Consider the following 18,813-nt stretch of genomic DNA (forward strand, 5'->3'; position numbering starts at 1 on the left):
GCCCGTGGCACAACTGCGCATTGCCTTGGCACAGACCAACCCGACCGTCGGCGATCTGGCGGGCAACGCCGACAAGCTCGTCGCGTGGACCCGCGACGCCGCCGACCGCGGTGCTCACCTGGCCGTGTTCACCGAGATGTTCCTCACCGGCTATCCCGCCGAGGACCTGGTGCTGCGGACGTCCTTCGTGGACGCGAGCATCGCCGCCCTCGAAGCGGTGGCGGTCAGGCTGGCCGAGGAGGGGCTGGGCGAGCTGCCGGTAGTCGTCGGCTACGTCGACCGCGCCGGCCTGGAGCCCCGGCTCGGCCGCCCGAAGGGCGCCCCGCTCGACGCGGCCGCCCTGCTCCACCGGGGCCGCGTCGTCACCCGCACGGCCAAGCACCACCTGCCCAACTACGGCGTGTTCGACGAATACCGCTACTTCGTGCGCGGCGACCGGCTGCCGATCTTCCGGCTGCACGGGGTCGACGTGGCGATCGCGGTGTGCGAGGACCTGTGGCAGGAGGGCGGCCCGGTCGCCGTCGTGGGCGAAGCGGGCGCGGGCCTGCTCGTCGTGCCCAACGCCTCGCCGTACGAGAAGGAGAAGGACGACGTACGCCTGGAGCTGTGCGCCCGCAGGGCGCGCGAGGCCGGATGCGCGCTCGTCTACGTCAACCAGGTCGGCGGCCAGGACGAGCTGGTCTTCGACGGCGACTCGCTGGTGGTCGGCGACGCGGGCGAGCTGGTGGCGCGGGCTGCCCAGTTCCGCGAGGAGCTGCTGATCGCCGACCTCGACCTGCCGGTCTCCTCGGCCGAGCCCGGCACGTTCCCGTACGACGCGGGCGACGGCACGGCGATCACCGTGGAGCGGCTGGTGCTCTCCCAGGACCCGGTCGAGCCGTACGAGCCCGAGCCCCCGTCGATCGCCGAGCCGCTCGGCACGCACGCCGAGGTCTATTCGGCGCTGGTGCTCGCGGTGCGCGACTACGTGGCCAAGAACGGCTTCCGTTCGGTCATCCTGGGCCTGTCCGGCGGCATCGACTCGGCGCTGACCGCGACGATCGCCGCCGACGCGATCGGCCCCGACCGGGTCAACGTGGTGCTCATGCCCTCGCGCTACTCCTCCGAGCACTCGCTGGCCGACGCCGAGGAGCTGGTGCGGCGGCAGGGGCTGCGCTCGCAGGTGGTGCCCATCGCCGAGATCGTCAACTCCTTCGAGAAGGAGATCGACCTGTCCGGCCTGGCCGCCGAGAACCTCCAGGCCAGGGTGCGCGGCATGATCCTCATGGGCCTGTCGAACGAGCACGGCCACCTGGTGCTGACCACCGGCAACAAGAGCGAGCTGGCGACCGGCTACTCGACCCTCTACGGCGATTCGGCCGGCGGGTTCGCGCCGATCAAGGACGTGCCGAAGCTGATGGTGTGGGAGCTGGCCCGCTGGCGCAACGAGCACACCGACCCGGGCTTCCTGCTGGAGGCGGAACGGCCCGTCCCGGAGAACTCCATCACCAAGGAGCCCAGCGCCGAGCTGCGGCCCGACCAGCGTGACACCGACTCGCTGCCGCCCTACGAGGTGCTGGACCGGCTGCTGGACGACTACGTGGAGAAGGACCTGGGCTCGCGCGAGCTCATCGCCGCCGGGCACGACCCGGCGCTGGTGGAGCGGGTGATCCGGCTGGTGGACCTGGCCGAGTACAAGCGGCGGCAGTATCCGCCCGGCCCCAAGATCACGCCGAAGAACTTCGGCCGCGACCGCAGGCTGCCCATCACCAACCGGTGGCGCGAGGCCGCGCCCTGACGGGCCGGCCCCGGCCGCCGCGAGGGCTCAGGGCCGGGGCAGCAGGCCGGTGAGGACCCGGTCGACGACCCGCTCGGCCAGGTCGGCCGGGAGGTCGCCGGCGGGGCCCCACTTGGTGTACCAGACCATGGCGCCCGACAGCAGCGCCATGCCGACCTCCACGTCGAGGTCCGGGTCCAGCTCGCCGGTGGCGACGCCGCGCGCCAGCACGTCCTCCATGGCCCGCCGGCGCGGCTCGACCGCCCGCTTGAAGAAGCGCTCGGTCAGGCGCGGGTGCCGGTCGGCCTCGCCCATCACGACGTTCATGATGCAGCGGGAGCGCGTCGAGCGGCCGCCCTCCAGCCGGATCACGTCGACCAGCGCGATCAGGTCGTCGCGCACCGACAGACCGGCCAGCGGCGGCAGCGGCGCCTTCAGCGTGGCGAGGGCGTCGACGACCAGGTCCTCCTTGTTGGACCACCGCCGGTAGATCGTCGTCTTGCCGACACCTGCCCGCGCGGCGATCGCCTCGATGGACAGCTCGGAGATCCCCATGCCGTCGGCTATCAGGTCGAGGGTCGCCTCGACGATCGCCTTCTCGGCCTTCTCGCTGCGTGGGCGGCCCGCTGGGCGGGTCGTCACCGGTTCCCGGATGGTCATCGAGGCCTCACACTACCGCTGGTTCCTTCTGCTCCGCCTGCTGCGCCGGCCGGGGCTTTCCCGGCATCCAGCGTGCCACGACGGCGATGCCCACCAGGCCGATGGCCGCCGACACCCACGCCGTGGTGTGCATGCCGTGGACGAAGGCGTCGAAAGCGGGCTGCAGCAGGGCCTGGCCGCGCTCGCCGAGCGACCGGGCGACCTCGACGGTCGCCATGACCGACTCGCCACCGGCGTGCTGGACGTCGGCGGGCAGCCCGGCCAGCGCGGGCGCGATCTCGCCCCGGTAGCTGGAGGACAGGACGGAGCCGAGCACGGCCACGCCGAGCGCGCCCGCGACCTGCCGGACGGTGTTGCTCATGGCCGAGCCGACGCCGGCCTTCTCCCGGGGCAGCGACTCCATGATCGCGGTGGTGGCGGGCGGCATGACGTTGGCCATCGCCGCGCCCTGCACGAAGAACACCGCCTCGATGAGCACGATCGGCGTGTTCTGGTCGAAGAAGGCGTAGGAGGCCAGCGCCAGCGTGACCACGGTCAGGCTGACCGTCGCCGAGAGCTTGGCCCCGAACCGCTGGGTGATCCGCTGGCTGAGCGGCGCGAAGATGAGCTGCGCCGCGGCGAACGGGATCATCAGCGCCCCCGCCTGCACCGGGCTGTAGTCCAGCACGATCTGCAGGTAGAAGGTCAGGAAGAACATCCCGCCCATCATCGCGAAGAAGACGATGCCCATCATGCCGATGGCCGAGCTGAACCGGACGTTGCCGAAGCTGCGCACGTCGAAGACCGGGTTGTCGATGCGCCGCTCCCACCAGACGAACACGGCGAGCACCGCCAGGCCGGCCAGGGTGGGCACGAGGACCTCGGCCGAGGCGATCGTGGCCAGCTCGCCGCCCCGGATGATGCCGTAGACGACGGCCACCAGGCCGACGATCGACAGCAGCACGCCGACCGGGTCGAGCCTGGACGGCTTGGGGTCACGCGACTCGGGCACGACGGTGGCGATGAGCACGAGGCTGATGAGCACGATCGGCACGTTGATCAGGAAGACCGAGCCCCACCAGAAGTGCTCGATGAGCAGCCCGCCGGTGATGGGGCCGACCGCCACGGCGAGGCCGACGCCGCCGGCCCAGAAGCCGATGGCCTTGCCGCGCTCGCCGGGCGGGAAGACGTTGGAGATGATGGCCAGCGTGGCGGGCATGATGGCCGCGCCGCCGATGCCCATCGCCGCCCTGGCCATGATGAGCTGCGTGGGGTCCTGGGCGTAGGCGCTGGCCAGTGACGACAGGCCGAACAGCACCATGCCGACGAACAGCATGCGCTTGCGCCCGGTGCGGTCACCGATCACGCCGAAGGTGAACAGGAGCCCGGCGAACACCAGCGTGTAGGAGTTGATCGCCCATTCCAGCTCGCTCTGCGTCGCCCCCAGCCCCGCCACCGGGTCGGCGATGGTCTTCATCGCCACGTTGAGGATCGTGTTGTCGATCACGACCGCCAGCAGGCTGAACACCAGCACGCCGAGGATGGCCCAGCGGCGTGGGTGTCCTGTGTTCTCGTCCATCAAAGGGAAGCCTTAATTTCGATACGGCAATGTTTCGCTACGCCACCGTATCGCAAGGCATTCCGATACGCAACGGTATCGTTTCGTTAGCTCAGGCGGGCAGCTCGTCCGGCACCGTCTCCGAGGCCTCGTCCGGGCGCTCCGCCGCGGTGCCGCCCTTGCCGCCGCCCTCGTCGCCCCGGCTCGCGCCGCCTCGCCAGAACGGCAGCGCCACCAGCACCATCAGCACCGCGGCCAGCCCCGCCACCGCGAACGCCCAGGCCGAGCCGTGCGCGTCGATGACCGCGCCCGCGATGGGCGCAGACGCCGCGCCGCCGATGAGCAGGGCGGTGCCGTGCAGCCCCATCGCCTCACCCCTGGCCGCCGCCGGCACCCAGCGGGTCATGGTCTCGACCGTGGACGACAGCGATGGCGCGCACAGCAGACCGGCGGGCAGCAGCGCCAGCACCAGCCACCACCAGCCGCCCGAGACCAGCCCCACCGGGACGGTCAGCAGCCCCATGCCGCCGATGAGCACCAGCGGCGAGAACCCGCGCGACAGCCCGCCGTAGACGAACCCGCCGATCAGCGAGTAGAGGCACCAGATGCCGACCGCCAGCCCGATCCACTCGGTCTGGCCCGCGCCCTCGATGCTGCCGACCAGGGCCAGCTCGCTGGCGGTGAGCACGAACGTGGCGGCGGCCGTGGTGCCGAGCAGCGCGGCCAGCCGGGGCGTGAGCCACTGGCGGCGCGGCACCTTGACGACCGCCTCCGCCAGCTCCGCCTCCGACCTGACCGGCGGGTTGAGCACGATCAGCGCCAGCCCCGAGCCCGTCAGGCCCACGGCGATGACGGCCAGCGTCGGCCCGCTGCCGAAGGCGGTCATGCCGAACACCGCCAGCGCGGGCCCGGCCATGTAGGACAGCTCGACGAACATCGAGTCGAGCGAGAAGGCCACCCGGCGCTGGTCCAGCGGCACCATGGCGGCCATGCACTGCCGGATCACGCTGAACACCGGCAGCCCCAGCAGCCCGGCCAGGGCCGCCGCGGGGATCAGCGCCGGATAGGGCAGCGAGGGCGCCGCCGCCCAGAACGCGGCCTGCGCGGCCGTGGTGACGATCAGCACGGGACGGAGCCCGTACTTGTCGACGAACCTTCCCGACAGCGGCGAGCCGAGGGCCATGCCCACGGTGCTCGCCATCGTGACCACGCCGGCCTGGGTGTAGCCGAGCCCGAGGCCCTTGACGACATGCAGCGTCAGGGCCATGCCCGTCGCCGTCGAGGGCACCCTGGCCAGCAGGCCGACCAGGAGCAGAACGCCCACACCGGGCAGCCGGAACAGGCGCCGGTAAGGTTCGATAGCCATGGTGATTGCTTACCTCCCGAGCCATTGTGTCAAGGAGCACCGACACTTTCGCCACCGGTTTGTTCCGCGTGACATCATCGGGAGGAGTCCGGGGACGCCACCGGGGCGCCTCGAGACGTTTCTGGAGGCTGACCCATGTCTTCACCGTCCCTCTACGGCGGCGTCACCGGCCGCCGTGTCACCGTCCGCGACCTCGCCGCGGCCAAGCAGCGCGGAGAGCGGTGGCCCATGGTCACCGCCTACGACGCGATGACCGCCCGCGTGTTCGACCGCGCGGGCATCCCCGTCCTGCTCGTGGGCGACTCGGCCGCGATGGTCGTGTACGGGCACGACTCGACCCTGCCGGTCACCGTCGACGAGCTGCTGCCGCTGACCGCGGCCGTGGTGCGCGGCTCGTCCCGCGCGCTCGTCGTGGCCGACCTGCCGTTCGGCTCCTACCAGTCCTCGCCCGCGCAGGCGCTGGAGACGGCGGCCCGCTTCATGAAGGAGGCGGGCGCGCACGCCGTCAAGCTGGAGGGCGGCCGCCGCGTGCTGCCCCAGGTCGAGGCGCTGACCGGGGCCGGCGTGCCGGTCATGGCGCACCTCGGGCTGACGCCGCAGTCGGTCGGCACGCTCGGCGGCTACCGGGTCCAGGGGCGCGGCCAGGCCGGCGACGAGCTGATGGCCGACGCCAAGGACCTGGCCAGGGCCGGGGCGTTCGCGCTCGTGCTGGAGTGCGTGCCCGCCGACCTGGCCGAACGGGTGACCACGTCGCTGGCGATCCCCGTGATCGGCATCGGCGCGGGCCCCGCCACGGACGCCCAGGTGCTCGTCTGGCAGGACCTCATGGGGCTGACGCCCGAGCCGGCGCGGTTCGTCAAGCGCTACGCCGACCTGGACGCCGACCTGGAACGGGCGGTGCGGGAGTTCGCCGGCGACGTCGCCTCCGGCGCCTTCCCCGCCGCCGAGCACACCTACCGCTAGCGCCCCTACCCGGCCATCGTCCCGGGAGGGACGCGCGCGTTCGCACGGCGCCGCCGCCGGGACGGGGTCACGCCCGTCCCGGCCCGCTCAGAGGGTGGCCGGGTCGGTGTTGGAGCCGCACACCAGCACCGCGACCCGCTCGCCCGGCGCGGGCTCGTACGCGCCCGACAGCAGGGCGGCGTACGCGGTGGCGCCCGCGTGCTCGGCGACCACGCGGTGCTCGGCCCACAGCGTGTGGCGGGCCGCCACGATGGCCTCGTCGCTGACGAGCACGCTCCGCGCGCCCGCCCCGGCCAGGATGCCGTAGGCGAGCTCGCCCAGGCGGCTGGCGCCCAGCGCGTCGGCCGCCACCCCGCTCACCTCGACCGGGACCGGCCGCCCGGCCGCCAGCGCGGCATGGAAGGTGGGGATGCGCTCGGGCTCCACGGCCACGATCCGCGGCCCCTCACCACCCGCCGCGCCGGCGCCGACGGTTATGCCGGCGGCGAAGCCGCCGCCGCCCACCGCCACCAGGACGGTGTCGACGCCGCCGGTCTGGGCCATGAGCTCCAGCCCGGCGGTGCCCTGCCCGGCGACGACCTCGGGCTGGTCGTAGGCGTGCACGGACAGCGCGCCCGTCTCGGCGGCGCGCTTGGCGGCGGCCTCGGCCGCCTCCGCGTAGATGGCGCCGGTCTGCGTGATCTCCGCGCCGAGCGCGCGCAGCCCGGCGACCTTGACCGCGCTCGTCACCTCCGGCACGAAGATCTCCGCCCGGACGCCGAGCGCGCGGGCGGCGTGGGCGACGGCGAGCCCGTGGTTGCCGCCGCTGGCCGCGATCACCCCGCTGTCCGGCACCTCCCCGGCCGACAGCAGCCGGTTGAACGCGCCCCGCACCTTGAACGACCCGGAGTGCTGGAGCAGCTCCAGCTTGAGGATCAGGCCGGGCGACACCTCGAGGACCGGGGTGCGCAGCACATGCCCGCCGATGCGCCCGGCGGCGGCCACCACGTCCTCGTACGACACCGGCATCACAGTTCCTCCACGATCGTCCGTTTGAGCTGCGCCATCCGCTCCTCGTCGCGCCGGTAGAACACCCACTGCCCGATGCGCCTGCCGCGGATGAGCCCGGCACGCTCCAGGATCTTCAGGTGCCCGGTGGCGCTCGGCTGGGTCATGTCCAGCTTGTTCGCGATGAACTGCGCGCACACCCCGTCGTCCACGAGGTCGCCGTGGACCTGGGGCGGGAAGTGTGCGACCGGGTCCTTGAGCCAGCTCAGGATGAGCAGCCTCGGTTCGCTGGCGAGCGCGCGCAGATCGGACAGCACTTAGGCATTTTCCTAAATGCCTAAGCGCTATGTCAAAGCCTGCTCGATGTCGGCCCAGAGGTCCTCCGGGTGCTCGATGCCGACGGCGATCCGTACCGTGCCCTCGCCGATCCCGTGGCGTGCCAGCTCCTCGGCGGGCAGCGCGCGGTGGGAGGTGGTGGCCGGGTGCAGGACGAGCGTCTCGACGCCGCCCAGCGACGGGGCCAGCAGCGCGAGCCGTACCGAGCGCATGAACCGCTCCCCCGCGGCCCGCCCGCCGGTCAGGTCGAAGGCCAGCACGCCGCCGAAGTCGGGCAGCAGCTTGCCCGCCAGCTCGTACGACGGGTGCGAGGGCAGGCCGGGCCAGTGCACGGCGGCCACGGCGGGGTGCTCGGCGAGCCGGGTCGCCAGCAGCCGGGTGTTGGCGCAGTGCCGTTCCATGCGCAGGGCGAGCGTCTGCAGGCCGCGCAGCGTCAGCCAGGCCGCGAACGGGTCGGCCGACGCGCCGAGCTCGATGGCGAAGTGCCACGTCTTCCGGTGCAGGGCGTCGTCGGCGAACACCGCGAGGCCGCCGACGACGTCGGTGTGCCCGGACAGGTACTTGGTCGTGGAGTGCAGGACGATGTCGGCGCCGTGCTCGATCGGGCGGCACAGCATGGGCGTGGCGAAGGTGTTGTCCACGGCGACCGGGACGCCGAGCTCGCGGGCCGCCGCGCACATGCCGGGCAGGTCGGCGACGCGGCCCATCGGGTTGGCGATCGTCTCCAGGTAGACGAGCCTGGTCTCGGGCCGCACCGCCGCGCGCAGGGCGTCGGGGTCGTTCTCGGGGACGAAGCCGACCTCGATCCCGAACCTGGCCGCCAGCTCGTTGATCATCGCCGCGGTGCCGCCGTACAGGGCCTGCTGGGCGATCAGGTGGTCGCCGGGCTTGAGCAGGCCGAGCAGGACGGTGCTGATCGCGCCCATGCCGGAGCCGGTGGCGATCGCGGCGGCGCCGCCCTCCAGGTCGGCGACCGCCTCCTCCAGGGAGCGGACGGTCGGGTTGCCGTAGCGGCCGTAGACGAACGAGCCGTCGGGGCGGCTCATCGCGTCGGCCATGACCGCGGGGTCGTCGAAGACGAATCCGGACGTCTGGTACAGGGGGACGGCGATCGGGCGGCTGCCCTCGACCGGGGGCTGGGGCAGGTGGACCGCTCGGGTTTCGGGGCGGTATGCGCTCATGACGGTAAGCGTCTCCGGAAATGCCGTGGTAAGTCAGGGCCAATCTGACAAAATTGGTTCATGAATGGGGCCAATCTCGATGATCTCGTCGACCTGCTGGGCCGGTGGGCGTCCGGGCGCGGGCCGCTCTACCTGCTCCTGGCCGCCCGGCTGCGGGCCCTCGTCGACGACGGCGTGCTGGCCCCGGGCGAGACGCTGCCGCCCGACCGGGCGCTGGCCGCGCGGCTCGCGGTCGGCCGGGGCACCGTGGTGGCCGCCTACGACCTGCTCCAGCAGGAGGGCCGGGTGGTGCGCCGGCAGGGCAGCGGCACCCGGGTCGCCCCGATGGACCTGTCCGCCGCCCGCTCGCTGGACGGCGTGCCCGCCAACCCGCTGCTCATGCACATCCTGCATCCGCCGGACGGCGTGGCGCTGCTGACCTGCGCCGCCCCCGACGAGCCGCCGCCCGAGCTGGCCGAGGCGTACGCGGAGGCCGCCGCCGCCCTGTCCGGCGTGCGCGACCTGGGCTACCAGCCCGCCGGGAACGCGACGCTGCGCCAGGCCGTGGCCGACTACTACACCGGCCGGGGGCTGCCCACCACCCCGCACGAGATCGTCGTGACGAACGGCGCGCAGCAGGCGCTCACCCTGCTCGCGGGGCTGCTGCTGACGCCGGGCGACACGGTCCTGACGGGCTCGCCGACGTACCCGGGCGCGCTGGAGGTCTTCCGCCACGCCGCCGCCGTCGTCCGCCCGGCCCGCCTCGATCCCGCCCTCGATCCCGCCCGCCCGGATCCTGGCGCGGCCTCCGTGCCGGACGTGGCCGCCGCGATGAGGGACCGGCCCGCCCTGGTGTACGCGGTGCCGACGGCGAGCAACCCGACCGGTTCGGTGATGCCCGCCGGAGCGCGGCGGCGGCTGGCCGAGCTGGCCGCCCGGCACGATGTGCCGCTGATCGACGACGAGGTGTGCGCGGAGCTCTGCTTCACCGGCGAGACCCCGCCGCCCCTCGCCGCGTACTCCCCGGGCTCCCCCGGCTCGCGCGGCTTCCCCGGCTCGCGCGGCGAGCAGGTGATCACGATCGCGTCGCTGTCGAAGGTGGTGTGGGGCGGGCTGCGGATCGGCTGGATCCGCGCCCCCGCCGCGCTGGCGTCGCGGCTGTCGCGGCTGCGCGCCGTGCACGACCTCGGCGGCGAGGTGATGGGCCAGCTCGCCGCCGCCGCGCTGCTGCGCCGCCTCGACGGCATCCGGCGGGCGCGCGTGGCGGAGCTGCGCGCCCGCCACGACCACCTCCGCGCCGAGCTGCGCGCCCTGTTGCCGTCGTGGTCGTTCGAGCCCGCCGCGGGCGGCCAGACGATCTGGGTACGGCTGCCGCGCGGCGACGCCGACTCCTTCGCCCAGGTCGCGCTCAGGCACGGGGTCGCGGTGCCGCCGGGCCGCTCCTTCGACCCGCTCGGCGGCCACCCCCGTCACCTGCGGCTGCACTTCCTCTTCCCGGAGGAGGAGCTGTCCCGGGCGGTGCGCGCGCTGGCCGCCGCCTGGGACGCCTACGACGGCACGGCCAGGCCCGCCGCCCGGCAGCCGCTCGTCGTCTGATCGCCGGTAGCTGACACGCCGCCGCCGGGCGGGCCGGGTGCGGCAAGGTGAGCACATGACGTTCGTGCTCGTACACAGCCCCAGCGTGGGACCGTCCACCTGGGCCCCCGTGGCGGCGGCGCTGGAGCGCCGGGGCCACACCGCCGTCGTGCCCGACCTGACCGGGGTGACGGCCGGCCCCGCGCCCTACTGGCCGCGCGTCGTCGCCGCCGTGCGCGACGCGGTCCAGGAGGCCGCGCCCGGCGGCGGGCCGCTCGTGCTGGCCGCGCACAGCAACGCCGGCCTGTTCGTGCCGGTGATCAAGGAGGGGCTGGGCGAGCGGGTGGTGGCGTGCGTGTTCGCCGACGCCCACCTGCCGCCGCCGCGCGGCCTGGTGCGCCCCGGGCAGGACGACTTCCTGCCGTTCCTGCGCGAGCTGGCCGGCGACGACGGGCTGCTGCCGCGCTGGACCGACTGGTGGGGCGAGCAGGACGTCGCCCCCATGTTCCCGCCCGACGCGGCGGCGCGGGCCCGGGTGGAGGCCGAGCAGCCGCGCCTCCCGCTCGCCTTCTACACCGACCCCGTCCCGGTGCCCGCCGGGTGGGACGCCGTCCGCTGCTCCTGCCTCTGGTACGGGCCGCCGTACGACACCGTGGCCGACGACGCGCGCCGGCGCGGCTGGCCGGTGCTGCACGCGCCCGGCCTGCACCTGCACCAGCTCGTCGACCCCGAGGGGGTGACCGCCGCCCTGCTGAAGCTCTCGCGCAGGTCGTGAATTCCTCACTGCCGCCGCGGCGCCGGCTCCGGAAGAGTCGTCCGCATGACAGCGATTCAGGTGCGGGGGCTCGGCAAGAGCTACGGCGGCTTCCCGGCCGTGCGTGACGTCTCGTTCGAGGTGTCCCAGGGAGAGATCTTCGCGCTGCTCGGCAGGAACGGCTCCGGCAAGACCACGACCGTCGAGCTGCTGACCGGGCTGCGCCGGCCCGACGCCGGGACGGTGCGGGTGCACGGCCTCGACCCGGTGGCCGACCGGGCGGCCGTGCGGCAGCGCACGGGCGTCATGCTCCAGGAGGCGGGGTTCTTCCCCGACCTGACGGTGGCGCAGACCGTCGACACGTGGGGCGGCTTCACCGCCGCGCCCCGGCCCGGCGGGGAGGCGCTGGAGCTGGCGGGGCTGTCGGCCAAGGCGGGCACCCGGGTGCGGCAGCTGTCCGGCGGCGAGAAGCGGCGGCTCGACCTGGCGCTCGCCCTGCTCGGCCGCCCCGACGTGCTCTTCCTCGACGAGCCGACCACCGGCATGGACCCCGAGGGCCGCCGCGACACCTGGCAGGTGATCCGCGAGCTCGCCGGGCGCGGCACCACCGTCCTGCTGACCACCCACTACCTGGAGGAGGCGCAGCGGCTCGCCTCGTCCCTGGCCGTCATGGACGCGGGCCGGATCGTCGCCTCGGGCGGCATGGCCGAGACGCTGGCCGCGCGGGGCGGCCGGGTCGCGTTCCGGCTGCCCGACGGGGTGGACCCGGAGAGCCTGCCGCTGCCCGTCACCCGCGAAGGCGACCTGGCCGTGTGCCGCGCCGACGACCCTGACCTGGCGGCGCAGACGCTGCTGACCTGGGCCGCCGGGCGCGGCCTGCGGCTGGCTGGCCTGGAGGTCCGCGCCGCCACCCTCGAAGACCTCTTCCTCGACCTGCCCGGGAGCGTTCGATGACCCTCGCCGCCGCCTACAACCTCGGCACCCGGCTGTTCTGGCGGGACAAGGCCATGCTCTTCGCCTCCGTCGTCACGCCCGTCGGGCTGGCCGTCGGCATGCCGGTGCTCATGCGCAACGTGACCTCCGAGGGCGTGACCGCCGCCACCGAGATCTTCCAGGGCACGCTGGCGATCCTGCTGTCGATCACCACGTTCATGAACATCGCCGTCGCCCTTACCGGCCGGCGCGACCAGCTCGTGCTCAAGCGGCTGCGCACCAGCAGGCTGACCGACGCGCAGATCCTGGCCGGGCAGATCGCCAGCACGGTCACGCAGACCGTGGCGCTCGTCGCGCTGTCCACGGTCGCGGTGCGGGTGCTGGCCGACGTGCCGTTCCCGCCCGACCCGGTGCTGTACGCGGCCGCCGTGGTGCTCGGGTCGGCCGTGATGGCCGTGCTCGGCGCCGCCTACACCGCCGCGATCCCCCGTGCCGAGCTGGCCGCCGCGTACACCATGCCGGTGTTCCTGCTCGCCGCGGTGGGCGCGGGCGCGATGCCGATCCCGCTGCCGGGCTGGGCCGGCACGCTGCTCGGGCTGCTGCCGACGAGCGCCGTGGTCGACGCCGTCGCCCGGGGGGACGTGCTGGCGCCCGCGCTCAACCTGGCCGCCTGGGGGGCCGCCGGGCTGGTCGCGCTGCGGTGGTTCAGGTGGGAGCCTCGGCGATAATCGTGGCCGTGACGTCCTCCCCGGCCTCCTCCGCCGTCTCCTCCGCGTCCTCCGCGTCCTCCGCACGACGGCTGGCGAGCGGCCTGCTGATCGCCGTGTCCGTGGCCTACTCGATCATCGGGCTGCTCTACTTCCTCACCGGCACGCTGGCGAACGGGCTCGTGGCCAGCGCCGCGATGGCGGGCGTCGTCGGGCTGAACCACGTCAACATGCGGGCCGCCCTGCGCGGCGCGCGGCCGCCGCTGTTCCCGCTCACCGTGCTGCTGCAGGCGGTGGTCACCTACGTGCCCGACTACCTGCTGCCCGCGGGCTACTCTGCGGTGGCCGCGCCGATGCTCGCCGGCGCCGCGCTGGTGTTCCTGCCCCTGGGCTGGGGCGCCGCGACGGTCGGCCTCATGATGGCCTACATGTGGGCCGGGCTCTTCCAGGTTCTTCCGCCCGTCGTCATGCTCTTCTACCTGATGACCGTCCCCATCACCGGCGCGCTCAGCTACGCCCTCGTCCGGTTCGTCCGGGTGTCGGCCGACCTGGAGGAGGCCAGGGCCGAGCTGGCCGAGGCGGCCGTGCTCAAGGAACGGCTGCGCATCTCCCGCGACCTGCACGACGGGCTGGGCCACAGCCTCACCGCGATCGCGCTCAAGGGCGACCTGGCCGCGCGCCTGATCCCCCGCGACCCCTCCGCCGCCCACGGCGAGGTCACCGCGCTCGTCAAGGTGGCCAGGGAGGCGGCCCAGGACGTCCGCCAGGTGGCGCGCGGCTACCGCAGGCTGTCGCTCACCGGCGAGGTCGACCGCGCCGTGGCGCTGCTGGAGTCGTCCGGCGTGAGCTGCCAGGCGCACCTGGCCGACGCGCCGCTGCCCCGGCACGCCGACGAGGCGCTCGCCTGGGCCGTCCGCGAGGCCGCCACGAACGTCCTGCGCCACACCCGCGCCACCACCTGCACGATCACCACCTCCGCCCACGCCGGCCGGCTCCGCCTGGAAGTGGCCAACGACGGCGTCACCCCGCCCGCCACCATGTCCGCCACCCTGCCCGCCGCCATGTCCGGCGGGTACGCGCATCCGGTCCCCGGAGACGCGGCCGTCACGGAGCCGCCCGCCGGGGGCGGGCTCGTCGGGCTGGCGGAGCGGGTGGAGCAGGCGGGCGGCACGTTGCACGCGGCGCGGTCGGGCCCCGACGGGTTCCTGCTGGCGCTGGAGGTGCCGGCGTGATCCGGGTGCTGCTGGCCGAGGACATGCACATGATCCGCGCCGCCCTCACGGCGCTGCTGCGGCTGGAGCCGGACCTCGAGGTGGCCGCCGAGGTCACGCGCGGCGACGAGATCGTGCCCGCCGCCCTGCGGACGCGCCCCGACGTGGCGATCGTCGACATCGACCTGCCGGGCGTCGACGGCATCACCGCCGCCGCCGAGCTGCGCGAACGCCTCCCGTCGTGCCGGATCCTGGTGCTGACCGCGCTGGGCCAGCCGGGCCAGGTGCGGCGCGCGCTGGCCGCCGGCATCGAGGCGTTCCTGGTCAAGGACGCGCCCGGCGACCGGCTGGCCGACGCCGTCAGGCGCACCGCCGCCGGGCTGCGCGTGCTGGACGCGGAGCTGGTGTCGTCGGCGATGGAGTACGGCGAGAGCCCGCTCACACCGCGCGAGGCGACGGTGCTGAAGGAGGCGGCCAGGGGCGCCCCCGCCGAGGAGATCGCCGCCCGCCTGCACCTGTCGCCGGGCACCGTGCGCAACTACCTGACGGGCGCGATCACGAAGACCGGCGCCCGCAACAAGATCGACGCCATCCGCATCGCCGAGGACGCCGGCTGGCTGTGACCGCCGTCAGATGTCGGTGATCCGCACGCCGGCGTGCGCCTTGTAGCGGCGGTTCACCGAGATGAGGTTGGCGGTCAGCGCCTCGACCTGGTGGGCGTTGCGCAGCCGCCCGCCGTAGACGCCGCGCACCCCCGGGATGACCCCGGCCAGGGCCTGCACGGTGTCGGTGGCCTCCCGGTCGTCGCCGAGCACCAGCACGTCGAGGTCCACCTCGTCCACCGCCGGGTCCAGGAGCACGACGGCCGACACGTGGTGGAACGCGGCCACCACCCGGCTGCCGGGCAGCACCGCCGCCGCCTGCTGCGCCGCGCTGCCCTCGGCCACGGGCAGTGCGTAGGCGCCCTGCTTGTCGAACCCGAGCGGGTTCACGCAGTCCACGACGATCTTCCCGGCCAGCTCGGCGGTCAGCGATTCGAGCAGCGCCTTGTGCCCGTCGTACGGGACGGCCACGATCACGATGTCGGCGCCGGCGGCCACGTCGGCGTTGGCGCCGCCGGTCGCGCCGGAGCCGATGGACTCGGCCGCCTCCCGCGCCCGTTCGGCGCTGCGCGACCCGATCGCCACCTGGAGCCCCGCCAGCGCGAACCGGCGCGCCAGCCCCTTCCCCTGGTCACCGGTGCCGCCGAGAATGCCGATGGAAAGCCCGCTCACGTCAGTCATAGGCTCGATCATGCCAGCCCGGCAGGTCAGCGCGTCCCTCCGGGGCCGCCGCTGCCCACCGGGCCCGGGGATGGCGGGCCCGGTGGGGTGGCGGTCAGCAGTTGCCCGACGCGGGCAGCCCGTACAGGCGCAGGGCCAGCCACTCGATCGCGAGCGGCCCGCCCTGGACGGCGCCGAGCACGTGGCTGGAGGCCGACAGCGACGCCCAGCGGACGTTCGCGCCGGCGGCGCAGTACTCGTCGCGCAGGGTCGCGCCGACCGCGTGCGGGATCGTCTCGTCGCCGCGCGCGTGATAGAGGAACAGCGGCACCCTCGGCGTGGCCGAGCCGAGCCGGTTCTCGGCGAGGCGGGCCAGCCACTTGGGCTGGTTCAGCAGGTCGACGGGGCTCAGGTCGGCGAAGCTCAGCCCGGCGAGCTCGTCCAGGTCGCCCACGCAGTCGTCGGCGGCGTCGGCCAGCAGCGCGCGGCCCCGCTCGTTGAGGTCGGCCTCCAGGTCGAGCTCCGGGTAGGCGGCGTCGAGCCCGACGCCGGCCGCCGCGGCCAGGCCGAAGTCGGCGGTGCCGTCGAGGTGGTCGGCCACAGCGTGCAGGTCGGCGGGCACGCCGCCCGCGGCGACGCCCTTGAGCCGCAGCTCCGGCGCGTACGAGGCGTGCAGCTCGGCGGCCCAGCCGGCCGTGGCGCCGCCCTGCGAGTAGCCCATGACCGCCACCGGCGCGCGGTCGGACAGCCCCGCGCCGGGCACGCGCGTCGCGGCCCTGATCGCGTCGAGCACGGCGTGGCCCTGGGAGACGCCCGCCATGTACGTGTGCTGGCCCGGCGTGCCGAGCCCCTCGTAGTCGGTCACCGCGACCGCGAAGCCCTTGAGCAGGAGCAGGCTGACGAACGCCAGCTCGGCCTCGGTGCCCTGCCGCATGGCGGCCGACGGCGCGCACTGGTCGCCCAGCCCGTGGGTGCCGGGCGCGTAGCCGACGATGGGCCGCCTGCCCAGCGGGTAGCCGGCCTTGGGCACCAGGAGCGTGCCGGAGACGGCGTTGGGCTGGCCGGTCGCGGAGGTGGAGCGGTAGACGACGTGCCAGGCGTTCACCGGCACCTTCAGCAGTTCGCCGGGCAGCAGGTAGACGGTCGTCGGCTCGGCGGAGACGACGTCCCCCGCCGACTCCGCCCGAGCCGGGGCGGCGACGAGGGACATGATCAGTAACAGGGCGATGGACATGCTGACGCGGACACGTAATCTCATGTGCCGCCCCTCCTCAGGGTGGGATCGCTCACGGGACGGCGGCGCCGCGAGCCGATCGTTACCCGGGAGTAACCACCTGTCAAGGCCCGAAATGACACCATCTGTCAGAAGATTTGCGACGCCCGAACGGCACATCCGGGAGAACGGTCACCGAAACGGCACCAGTCATGCACCATGGGTGGATGGACTCAGGATCGGTCAGCCTCCTGCGCGAGCTCCTCGCCGATACCGGCTGGGTGGAACGCACCCGCGAGCTGGGCCGCGCCCTCCGGACCACCCGCACCCCCGGCGGCCTGCTGCTCGTCGGCACCCCCGACGACGAACCCTGGCACCTGACCGCCCACCTCGCCGACGAAGCCCGCCTGTCCGACCTGCCCCAGCTCACCCCCACGCTGGTGCGCTGGTCCCCGCCCCCCGGCGCCCCGCCCCACCTCAGCGTCACCCTCGACCGCATCCAGCAGGCGGCCCGGGGCGAGACGCTGTTCGTCGTCGCCGGGCAGCAGGCGCCCGTCCCGCTCCTCGAACGCGTCGACGACGCCCGCCGCACCGGGGCCACCATCCTCGCCCTGGAGTCCGGCGACCCCGAACTGTCGAGCCTCGCCCACGACTCGCTCGCCGTCCCCGCCCGCGGGCCCGTCACCTTCGACGGCGCCCAGCACCTCGTCAGCACCGCCGCCGGCGAGATCCCCCAACGCCCCGGCCTCCGCGATCGCCTCGCCCGCCTCCTCACCCGAGTAAGCGGCCCCCACATCCCCGACTAGGGGTGTTCAGGCCCCTCCGACCGCCCGCCCCTTCGGTGGCGGCCGGGCCATTGGAGTGGCCAGACCCTCCAGTGGCGGCCGTCCCTTCGGGGGCGCCGGGCCCTCCGGCGGTGGCCGTTGCTTCAGGGCCCTGACCCTTCGGGGTGCCGGGCCTTTCGGGGTGCCGGGCCCTCCAGCGGTGGCCGTCCCTTCAAGGTCCTGACCTTCGGGGTGCCGGGCCCTTCGGAGGTGGCCGCCCCGGAGGCAGTCGGCGGCCCGGCTGAGGCGCGCGTACGCGCTGGGACCGCCCCCTTCCCGGCGCCGGGTCGGCGAGGGGGTGGACGGCGGAGACCGGCGCCCGCGTACGGCGACCAGCATGTACGGGGCAGACCAGCCCAGGACGCGGCCGGTCCGCCGTGCGCGGGCCGTCGCAGGCGGGCCGTGGGGGCCGGTCCGCCGTGCGCGGGCCGTCGCAGGAGGGCCGTCGCAGGCGGGCCGTCTCGGGCGGGCCGTGGGGGGCGGGCTGTGGGGGCCTGGACCTTCAAGGGGCCTGGGCCCTCAGCGGCCAGGCAGCGGGCGAGGGCCGGCGGACGCGCCTTCCGGGTCACCTGAGCGCCTCAGGGGGCCGGGGCCGACGGGCAACAGCGCAGGCGGGTCAGGGGTTCTGCGGTTGGGGGAGGTGGGTGCGGAGGGTGGGGTCGAGGGCGGCGGTGGCGGTGGCGATGGCGGAGATGACGACGGCCTGGACGGGGTCGGGTTCGCCGGAGCGGGTGCGGCTGACGCGGGTGACGGCGTCGATGCGGCGGGAGCCGACGTCGCGGATGTCGGTCACCCGTACCTGGCCTTCGGGGACGTCGAGGAGGGCGAGGGTGGGGACGATGGCGACGCCGTGCCCGGCGGCGACGAGGGCGAGGGCGGGGCCGAACTCGGTGATGACGTGGAGCTTGCGCGGTTCGAAGCCGTGCAGGCCGGCGAGGCGGTCGAGGGCCTGGCCGCTGGCCTGGCCGGGTTCGCCGGTGATCCAGGGGACGTCGGCGAGGTCGGCGACGTCGCGGGGCGGGTCGGTCCAGGAGGCGGGGACGACGATGCGGTATTCGTCGACGTAGAGGGCGCGGGTGGACAGGGACGGCTGGGCAAGCACGGGCAGGCTCATGTCCTGCTCGGTGATGAGGACGTCGACGACGCCGTGCCTGAGTTCCTGGAGGGCGGGCTGGCCGTACACCTCGTGGATGGAGGGGACGATGCGGGGGTGGCGGTCGGCGAGGTCGCGCAGGGCGGGGACCAGCACGTGCGTGATCACGGTGGGGAAGGCGGCGATGCGGACGGGTCCGGCGAGGCGGTCGGTGAAGCGGGTGAGCTCGCGCCGGGCCTCGGCGAGCTCGTCCTCGACGCGTTCGGCGTATCCGGCGAGGACGCGCCCGGCGGGGGTGAGGGAGACGCGGCGCTGGGAGCGGTCGATGAGGGGGAGGCCGACTTCGCGTTCGAGCTGGGCGAGTTGCTGGGAGATCGCCGAGGGGGTGAGGTACAGCGCCTCGGCGGCCCGCATGACGCCGCCCCGGCGGGCGACCTCGTGGAGAATCCGCAGCCGTCGGGGGTCGATCTCCATAA

Annotated in this window: 18 protein-coding genes; 9 read left to right on the forward strand and 9 right to left on the reverse strand. The window is 74.3% G+C overall.

Going from position 1 to position 18,813, the window contains the following annotated elements; translation table 11 throughout:
• Window positions 1-4: 4 nt before the first annotated feature.
• On the forward strand, window positions 5-1,777 hold the full coding sequence (locus KME80_RS34355; protein WP_219510820.1) for an NAD+ synthase: 1,773 nt from the start codon (window positions 5-7) through the stop codon (window positions 1,775-1,777).
• A 27-nt stretch (window positions 1,778-1,804) separates the two neighbouring features.
• Here the strand turns inward: KME80_RS34355 and KME80_RS34360 are convergent, their stop codons facing one another.
• The 3 genes from KME80_RS34360 to KME80_RS34370 form a co-directional block, all read right to left on the reverse strand.
• A complete protein-coding gene (locus tag KME80_RS34360; protein ID WP_219510823.1) occupies window positions 1,805-2,416 on the reverse strand; it encodes a TetR/AcrR family transcriptional regulator in 612 nt (203 codons plus the stop codon).
• Window positions 2,417-2,423: 7 nt separating this feature from the next.
• Window positions 2,424-3,974 (reverse strand): MFS transporter, encoded by a 1,551-nt coding sequence (locus tag KME80_RS34365; protein ID WP_219510825.1) that lies wholly within the window; start codon window positions 3,972-3,974, stop codon window positions 2,424-2,426.
• 91 nt (window positions 3,975-4,065) lie between these two features.
• Complete coding sequence (locus KME80_RS34370; RefSeq protein WP_219510827.1) at window positions 4,066-5,319, reverse strand: MFS transporter; 1,254 nt, start codon at window positions 5,317-5,319, stop codon at window positions 4,066-4,068.
• A 135-nt stretch (window positions 5,320-5,454) separates the two neighbouring features.
• Between KME80_RS34370 and panB the strand changes: the two genes are divergently transcribed.
• Window positions 5,455-6,282: a 3-methyl-2-oxobutanoate hydroxymethyltransferase gene (gene panB / locus KME80_RS34375; RefSeq protein WP_219510829.1), complete on the forward strand. Its 828-nt coding sequence runs from the start codon at window positions 5,455-5,457 to the stop codon at window positions 6,280-6,282.
• 87 nt (window positions 6,283-6,369) lie between these two features.
• Here the strand turns inward: panB and KME80_RS34380 are convergent, their stop codons facing one another.
• From KME80_RS34380 to KME80_RS34390, 3 genes are read right to left on the reverse strand one after another with little or no spacing between them, the layout of a single operon-like run.
• Window positions 6,370-7,290, reverse strand: coding sequence for a threonine/serine dehydratase (locus tag KME80_RS34380; RefSeq protein ID WP_219510831.1), 921 nt, complete (start codon window positions 7,288-7,290; stop codon window positions 6,370-6,372).
• Entirely contained in the window at window positions 7,290-7,586 is a 297-nt protein-coding gene (locus KME80_RS34385; RefSeq protein ID WP_308126043.1) for an ArsR/SmtB family transcription factor, read from the reverse strand. Before KME80_RS34385 ends, KME80_RS34380 begins: the two co-directional genes overlap by 1 nt.
• Before the next feature lie 27 nt (window positions 7,587-7,613).
• Window positions 7,614-8,786, reverse strand: coding sequence for a trans-sulfuration enzyme family protein (locus KME80_RS34390; protein ID WP_219510832.1), 1,173 nt, complete (start codon window positions 8,784-8,786; stop codon window positions 7,614-7,616).
• A gap of 60 nt (window positions 8,787-8,846) precedes the next feature.
• Here KME80_RS34390 and KME80_RS34395 point away from each other — a divergent pair, with 60 nt between their 5' ends.
• The 6 genes from KME80_RS34395 to KME80_RS34420 are packed head-to-tail and all read left to right on the forward strand — an operon-like array spanning window position 8,847 to window position 14,568.
• Window positions 8,847-10,361, forward strand: coding sequence for an aminotransferase-like domain-containing protein (locus KME80_RS34395; RefSeq protein WP_219510834.1), 1,515 nt, complete (start codon window positions 8,847-8,849; stop codon window positions 10,359-10,361).
• A gap of 55 nt (window positions 10,362-10,416) precedes the next feature.
• Window positions 10,417-11,115, forward strand: a complete 699-nt coding sequence (locus KME80_RS34400) for an alpha/beta fold hydrolase (protein WP_219510837.1) — start codon at window positions 10,417-10,419, stop codon at window positions 11,113-11,115.
• A gap of 45 nt (window positions 11,116-11,160) precedes the next feature.
• A complete protein-coding gene (locus tag KME80_RS34405) occupies window positions 11,161-12,048 on the forward strand; it encodes an ABC transporter ATP-binding protein (protein ID WP_219510838.1) in 888 nt (295 codons plus the stop codon).
• Window positions 12,045-12,755 carry an ABC transporter permease gene (locus KME80_RS34410; protein ID WP_219510840.1) on the forward strand — a complete coding sequence of 237 codons (711 nt, stop codon included), beginning with the start codon at window positions 12,045-12,047 and terminating at the stop codon, window positions 12,753-12,755. Before KME80_RS34405 ends, KME80_RS34410 begins: the two co-directional genes overlap by 4 nt.
• A gap of 8 nt (window positions 12,756-12,763) precedes the next feature.
• Window positions 12,764-13,966: a sensor histidine kinase gene (locus tag KME80_RS52955; protein WP_219510843.1), complete on the forward strand. Its 1,203-nt coding sequence runs from the start codon at window positions 12,764-12,766 to the stop codon at window positions 13,964-13,966.
• Window positions 13,963-14,568, forward strand: a complete 606-nt coding sequence (locus KME80_RS34420; RefSeq protein WP_219510847.1) for a response regulator transcription factor — start codon at window positions 13,963-13,965, stop codon at window positions 14,566-14,568. The genes KME80_RS52955 and KME80_RS34420 overlap by 4 nt, the downstream gene beginning before the upstream one ends.
• Before the next feature lie 6 nt (window positions 14,569-14,574).
• Here KME80_RS34420 and npdG read toward each other — a convergent pair whose 3' ends face one another.
• Together npdG and KME80_RS34430 are read right to left on the reverse strand one after the other, a co-directional pair.
• Window positions 14,575-15,228, reverse strand: a complete 654-nt coding sequence (gene npdG / locus KME80_RS34425) for an NADPH-dependent F420 reductase (protein ID WP_219510850.1) — start codon at window positions 15,226-15,228, stop codon at window positions 14,575-14,577.
• Between the two features lie 94 nt (window positions 15,229-15,322).
• Complete coding sequence (locus KME80_RS34430; RefSeq protein ID WP_219510851.1) at window positions 15,323-16,465, reverse strand: lipase family protein; 1,143 nt, start codon at window positions 16,463-16,465, stop codon at window positions 15,323-15,325.
• A gap of 182 nt (window positions 16,466-16,647) precedes the next feature.
• Here KME80_RS34430 and KME80_RS34435 point away from each other — a divergent pair, with 182 nt between their 5' ends.
• A complete protein-coding gene (locus tag KME80_RS34435) occupies window positions 16,648-17,226 on the forward strand; it encodes a hypothetical protein (RefSeq protein ID WP_219510853.1) in 579 nt (192 codons plus the stop codon).
• 634 nt (window positions 17,227-17,860) lie between these two features.
• Here KME80_RS34435 and KME80_RS34440 read toward each other — a convergent pair.
• The gene (locus KME80_RS34440) at window positions 17,861-18,811 is read right to left on the reverse strand and encodes a LysR family transcriptional regulator (protein WP_219510854.1); all 951 of its coding nucleotides are present in this window, start codon (window positions 18,809-18,811) and stop codon (window positions 17,861-17,863) included.
• Between the last annotated feature and the right edge of the window lie 2 nt (window positions 18,812-18,813).

This window comes from Nonomuraea ceibae, assembly GCF_019396325.1.
Lineage (GTDB): Bacteria > Actinomycetota > Actinomycetes > Streptosporangiales > Streptosporangiaceae > Nonomuraea > Nonomuraea ceibae.